The following is a 6,445-nucleotide window of genomic DNA, read 5'->3' on the forward strand; positions in this document are numbered from 1 at the left end:
ACCTGAAACCGTATGCGTACAAGCAGTGGGAGCCCCCTCGTGGGGTGACTGCGTACCTTTTGTATAATGGGTCAGCGAGTTACTTTCAGTGGCAAGGTTAACCGAATAGGGGAGCCGAAGGGAAACCGAGTCTGAATAGGGCGACTAGTCGCTGGGAGTAGACCCGAAACCGGGCGATCTATCCATGGTCAGGATGAAGGTTAGGTAAAACTGACTGGAGGTCCGAACCGTAATCTGTTGAAAAAGATTCGGATGAACTGTGGATCGGAGTGAAAGGCTAATCAAGCTCGGAGATAGCTGGTTCTCCTCGAAAGCTATTTAGGTAGCGCCTCGTGTCTCACTCTCGGGGGTAGAGCACTGTTTCGGCTAGGGGGTCGTCTAGATCTACCAAACCGATGCAAACTCCGAATACCGAGAAGTGCAATCACGGGAGACACACGGCGGGTGATAAGGTCCGTCGTGAAAAGGGAAAGAGCCCAGACCGCCAGCTAAGGTCCCAAAATCATGGCTAAGTGGAAAACGATGTGGGAAGGCACAGACAGCCAGGAGGTTGGCTTAGAAGCAGCCATCCTTTAAAGAAAGCGTAATAGCTCACTGGTCGAGTCGGCCTGCGCGGAAGATTCAACGGGGCTAAGCCATGTACCGAAGCTGCGGGTGCATACCTTTGGTATGCGCGGTAGAGGAGCGTTCTGTAAGCCTGTGAAGGTGGATTGTAAAGTCTGCTGGAGGTATCAGAAGTGCGAATGCTGACATGAGTAACGACAAGATAGGTGAAAAACCTATCCGCCGAAAGCCCAAGGTTTCCTGCGCAACGTTAATCGGCGCAGGGTTAGTCGGCACCTAAGGCGAGGCCGAAAGGCGTAGTCGATGGAAAACGGGTTAATATTCCCGTACCGGCGGTGACTGCGATGGGGTGACGGAGAAGGCTAGGTCGGCCGGGCGTTGGTTGTCCCGGTTTAAGCGTGTAGGGAGTGTTCTTAGGCAAATCCGGGGACATAATTCTGAGACGTGACGACGAGTCTCTTTTAAGAGACGAAGTGATTGATGCCATGCTTCCAAGAAAAGCCTCTAAGCTTCAGGTCATCGTTGGCCGTACCCCAAACCGACTCAGGTGGGCGGGGAGAGAATCCCAAGGCGTTTGAGAGAACTCGGGTGAAGGAACTAGGCAAAATAGCACCGTAACTTCGGGAGAAGGTGTGCCCTCATGTACGTGTAAGGACTTGCTCCTGAAGCGGAAGAGGGTTGCAGTGACCAGGCCGCTGCGACTGTTTAACAAAAACACAGCACTCTGCAAACACGAAAGTGGACGTATAGGGTGTGACGCCTGCCCGGTGCCGGAAGGTTAATTGATGGGGTCAGCCGCAAGGCGAAGCTCTTGATCGAAGCCCCGGTAAACGGCGGCCGTAACTATAACGGTCCTAAGGTAGCGAAATTCCTTGTCGGGTAAGTTCCGACCTGCACGAATGGCGTAACGATGGCGGCGCTGTCTCCACCCGAGACTCAGTGAAATTGAAATCGCTGTGAAGATGCAGTGTACCCGCGGCAAGACGGAAAGACCCCGTGAACCTTTACTATAGCTTTGCACTGGACTTTGAATCGGCCTGTGTAGGATAGGTGGGAGGCTTTGAAGCGTGAACGCCAGTTTGCGTGGAGCCAACCTTGAAATACCACCCTGGCCTATTTGAAGTTCTAACCTAGACCCGTAATCCGGGTTGGGGACAGTGCATGGTGGGTAGTTTGACTGGGGCGGTCTCCTCCCAAAGAGTAACGGAGGAGCACGAAGGTGTGCTCAGCATGGTCGGAAATCATGCAATGAGTGTAAAGGCAAAAGCACGCTTGACTGCGAGTCAGACACGACGAGCAGGTACGAAAGTAGGTCTTAGTGATCCGGTGGTTCTGTATGGAAGGGCCATCGCTCAACGGATAAAAGGTACTCCGGGGATAACAGGCTGATACCGCCCAAGAGTTCATATCGACGGCGGTGTTTGGCACCTCGATGTCGGCTCATCACATCCTGGGGCTGTAGCCGGTCCCAAGGGTATGGCTGTTCGCCATTTAAAGTGGTACGCGAGCTGGGTTCAGAACGTCGTGAGACAGTTCGGTCCCTATCTGCCGTGGGCGTTGGAGATTTGAGGGAAGCTGCTCCTAGTACGAGAGGACCGGAGTGGACGAACCTCTGGTGTTCCGGTTGTCACGCCAGTGGCACTGCCGGGTAGCTAAGTTCGGACGGGATAACCGCTGAAAGCATCTAAGCGGGAAGCCCCTCCCAAGATGAGATCTCCCTGGGGGCTTGACCCCCCTGAAGGGCCGTCGAAGACCACGACGTTGATAGGCACGATGTGGAAGTGCAGTAATGCATGCAGCTAACGTGTACTAATTGCCCGTGAGGCTTGACCATATAACACCCAATGCGTTTGGGACATGTCGCGAACAACGTACAACTTTCCAGAATTGGAAGCCCTAAATAGTCCGGCCAAGCCGGTGGCTTTCCAAAGAATTCAGGCTAAAGGCCTAAACCCTTTTGCCTGGTGGCCATAGCAAGCGGGAACCACCCGATCCCATCCCGACCTCGGAAGTGAAACCGCTTAGCGCCGATGATAGTGTGGTTAAATCCATGTGAAAGTAGGACACCGCCAGGCTCTTAAACCCTAAACCCGACCCCTCAAGGTCGGGTTTTTTTATGCGCCGCGTTCAACCCGGCATCGCCGCACTCCCCCGCGTAACCCGCCGGAGCCCAAAAACTCCGACGGGCCAGCCCCTCAGACCGCCTGTTCCCGCCTTACCGCGCGCCAGCCGATGTTGCCGCCGAGAAGTCGTCTAGCCGATGCCTGCAATGCGGGCGGATGGGCTATCCTTAGCCTGATTGAGCCGTATCGATCGAACTCAGGATGTAAGAATTTATAGTCACTTCACCGATCGGGAGACACATGATTCACGAAGTAGCCGGCGATATTCTGTTGACCAGAGCGCAAGCGATCGTCCATGGCGCTGCCGCCAACGATCCCATGGATCAGGGGTTGGCGCTGGCGTTGCATTCGCTCTTTCCGTCCATGCACAAGGATTATCACCATTGGTGCCATCAGAAGCACCCGAAGCCCGGCGAAGCGTGGATGTGGGACACCGGCATGGGCAAGAAAATCGCCACCTTGATTACTCAGGAAGGCGGATACGGCCACGGCCAGCGTCTCGGCAAGGCCTCGGTCAGCAATCTCCGTCATGCGTTGCGCGCTTTACGCAAAGCCGCCGAGAAAGAAAAAATCGCTTCAATTGCCGTGCCGCGCTTGGCTACCGGCGTGGGCGGGCTGGATTGGTTGGAGGTGTGGCCGGTGATTCAAGAGCAGTTAGGGGAAATGGAGATTCCTGTTTTCGTCTACGTGGAGTACTTGCCTAAGCAAAAGGCGAACGAGCCGGGGCTGTGAGCCCTGTTCCGTGCCGTGCTTTTGTTCGCCGGACGAGACCGTCGGTAGGGTCTCGTCGCAGGGAATTCAAAAAAATTAACGGCTAACGCCGCCGTTCTGCACCCATTCCTCTACTCGCTGTTGCAGCACATGCAAAGGCAGGGCGCCGGCGCTAAGCACGATGTCGTGGTAGGCGCGGATGTCGAATTTGTCGCCCAGCGCCTGCCGCGCCTTTTCCCGCAGATGCAGGATGGACAGCTGACCTACCTTATAGGCCAAGGCTTGGGCCGGTAGGGCGATGTAGCGGTCGGTTTCCGCCTGGATGCTGTCTTCGTTGGCGCTGGAGTGGTCGCGCATGTATTGCACCACTTGCTCGCGGGGCCAGCGCTGGGAGTGGATGCCGGTGTCCACCACCAGGCGGATGGCGCGCCATTTCTCGTCTTCCAGCCGGCCGTAATCGTTGTAGGGGTTCTGGTAGTAGCCCACTTCCTTGCCCAGGTGTTCCGTGTAAACCGCCCAGCCTTCGACGAAAGCGGTGTAGTTGGCTTGCTGGCGGAACGGCGGCAGCTGCGGCAGTTCTTCGGCGATGGATCGTTGCAAATGGTGGCCGGGCACGCCTTCATGGTAAGCGGTGGATTCGTTGGTGATGGTCAGTTGCTGGGCGTAATCGTAGGTATTGACGAACACCTGGCCGGGCCGCGAGCCGTCCGGGCTGCCGACACTGTAAGCCGCGGCCGGCGCCTGCTTTTCGCGGAACGCTTCCACCGGCACAACCACCAGTTTGGCCTGGGGCAGGCGGCCGAACAGCTTGGGCAGTTGGTCCTGCATTTGGCCGATGTATCGGCGGAATTGGTCGAGGATTTGCTCGGCCGAGACCGGATGCACCTGGGGATTGTGCTTGAGGGATTCGTTGAAGCGCTTCAAGTCGTCGTAGCCGAGTTTTTTGACGATCTCCATTTGTTCGGCTTCGATGCGCGCCACTTCGCTCAGGCCCAGCCGATGGATTTCCTCCGGCGTTTTATCGGTGGTGGTCTGGATGCGCACCGCGCGGGCATAGCGGGCATCGCCGTCGGGCAGCGCCCATAGACCGATGCTGTCGCGGCCTTTCGGTGCGTATTCTTCGCGCACGAAGCGGGCAAATTCGCGGTAGGCCGGCAGCACTTGCTTGCCCAGAATCGCCAGGATGCGGGCGCGCAAGCGTTGCCGATCTTGCTCGCCGACAGCGGCAGGGAAATGCTGCAGCGGTTGCGCCAGCGAGGTTTCTTCGGGTTTTTGCGCGGCGATGCCTTCCGCTTGTTGGTCCACCTCGGTCAGCAGGCGTTTCGGCGGCATCAAGCCGTCTTTCATGCCTTGCCGCATTTGCGCCATGGTTTCCTTGAACAGCCGCGGCACTTGTCCTAAGCGGCTGGCGTAGTCCTCGTAGTCCTTGACGTCGGTGAAGGGCAGGGAGGCGACCAGCAGCGGCAGGTCGATGTGCAGGCCGTCGAACTGGTCCACCGGCATTTCCCAGTCCTTGAAGCGCGCGCCTTCCAATTGCTGCCGTAGGCTGTGCGCCATCAGATCGCGGTTGAGCCGTTCTTGTTCCGGGAAGTCCTGGGTATCGATGGCTTCGAATTGCTTCAGGAAGTGCCGCGTTTGTCGCAAATCGCTTTGGATGGCCGCGGCCGAAACCGAGCGCAAACGGTCGTTGTAGCGTTTGTCGCCGAGGATGGAGGCCAGTTCCGGCTGGGTGCGCAGGGTGTATTCCCACTGTTGGCTCAACAGGCCGTGCAGGCGCTCGACGCGCTGTTCCACGGTGGCGGCATCGGCCCACGCTAGGCCGGGGGCGATGAACAGCAGGCTCAGTAGTGCGACGCGCGGGTAGCGGTGGTTCATGGTGCGGTTACTCTCGGTCGGTGCAATGGTTTAAGGCGCCACGTCCATGGGCGGGCGGTTGTAGCGGTAGCACAAAATGCTGTCGAGGAAATCGCTGTGGTTGATCCAAGCGAAGGGCGATTCCGCCGCGCCGCGCAGGCACACTTCCCGGTAGGCTTGGCGGCACGACTCGCGCAAGGCGTGGTATTTGTCCAAGCCGGTGGCATAGTCGCGGCAGCATTCCGTGCGCAGCTGGGCTAGGGTGGCTTGGTGCTCCCGGCAGCGTTTTTCGTCCAGCAGGGCGGTAAACAGGTTTTGCGTGTAGGTGTCCCGGTGCAGGTTGTTGATGAGGAAGCGCAAGTCGGCGTCGCGCGGGCCGTCGAAGCGGAAATTCACCGACATGCCGGTGTCGAGGTATTCCAGGTGGTGCCAGCAGAAAGCCGGCATGTACAGCGCGTCGCCCGGTTCCAGCACCACGTCGATGCCGCCCAGGGATTCGGTGAAGGCGCGGCGCCGGTCCTCGGCCATGCCGCGCAGGCGCACCATGGAATAGATGTCGATGGGCAGCAACTGCTCGGCCACCTCGGTGGGGAACACCGTGGCCCTTTTGCGGCCGAACATCTGGTACAGCACCACGTGGCGGCCGTCCCAGTCGGTGTGCAGGTCGGAGGCGTTGCCGGGGCTGCCGACGAACATGAGGGAATAGCTTTTGCCGGCTTCGTAAGGGTCGGTCGGCTTGCCGTAGCCCGGCTCGATGGCGCCGACGCCCACCGGGCTCAGGTCCAGTCCGGCCACCAGTTCGGCCGGCGGCACGTTTTCCGTGGCGATCCAGCGCTCGTCCGGCGCTGCGGACGCCAGGTCCAGGTATTCCGCCAGGGTGATGTCGCGGGTTTCCGGTTCCAGGTTCACCGGCCGACCGGCCACGAAATCGCCGATGTTGCGCACGTTCATGTCCATGTAATTGCGCGCCATGCGGATCGGCATGGCGCCGATGCGTTCGCGCGCGCGTTCCACCGTGTTGATTTGCGCAAGGGGATGGCCGGCGAACAGCCCTTGGATGACCACCGGTTGGCGCCGGTCCCGGTAACGGGCGCGGAACTCGGCGCAATTGGGGACGGCGATGCGTTCGACGGTGCTCATGGGCAATCCTTGTTGGTTGGCTGGCGGGTTTTTCGTAGCGTCGATCAGCGGCT

Annotated in this window: 3 protein-coding genes and 2 rRNA genes (1 of these 5 running past the window's edge); 3 read left to right on the forward strand and 2 right to left on the reverse strand. The window is 58.8% G+C overall.

The window, feature by feature from the left end; all coding sequences use genetic code 11:
• From K5607_RS07995 to K5607_RS08005, 3 genes are all read left to right on the forward strand, one after another.
• A 23S ribosomal RNA gene (locus K5607_RS07995) occupies positions 1 to 2,398 on the forward strand; it begins 495 nt to the left of the window's first position.
• 126 nt (positions 2,399 to 2,524) lie between these two features.
• Positions 2,525 to 2,639, forward strand: a 5S ribosomal RNA gene (gene rrf / locus K5607_RS08000).
• 288 nt (positions 2,640 to 2,927) lie between these two features.
• Positions 2,928 to 3,419 carry a macro domain-containing protein gene (locus K5607_RS08005; RefSeq protein ID WP_054774145.1) on the forward strand — a complete coding sequence of 164 codons (492 nt, stop codon included), beginning with the start codon at positions 2,928 to 2,930 and terminating at the stop codon, positions 3,417 to 3,419.
• Positions 3,420 to 3,494: 75 nt separating this feature from the next.
• Here the strand turns inward: K5607_RS08005 and K5607_RS08010 are convergent, their stop codons facing one another.
• Entirely contained in the window at positions 3,495 to 5,273 is a 1,779-nt protein-coding gene (locus tag K5607_RS08010) for a DUF885 domain-containing protein (RefSeq protein WP_221048748.1), read from the reverse strand.
• 30 nt (positions 5,274 to 5,303) lie between these two features.
• Positions 5,304 to 6,392 (reverse strand): cupin-like domain-containing protein, encoded by a 1,089-nt coding sequence (locus K5607_RS08015; protein WP_054774144.1) that lies wholly within the window; start codon positions 6,390 to 6,392, stop codon positions 5,304 to 5,306.
• Positions 6,393 to 6,445: the final 53 nt, after the last annotated feature.

Source organism: Methylogaea oryzae (assembly GCF_019669985.1).
Lineage (GTDB): Bacteria > Pseudomonadota > Gammaproteobacteria > Methylococcales > Methylococcaceae > Methylogaea > Methylogaea oryzae.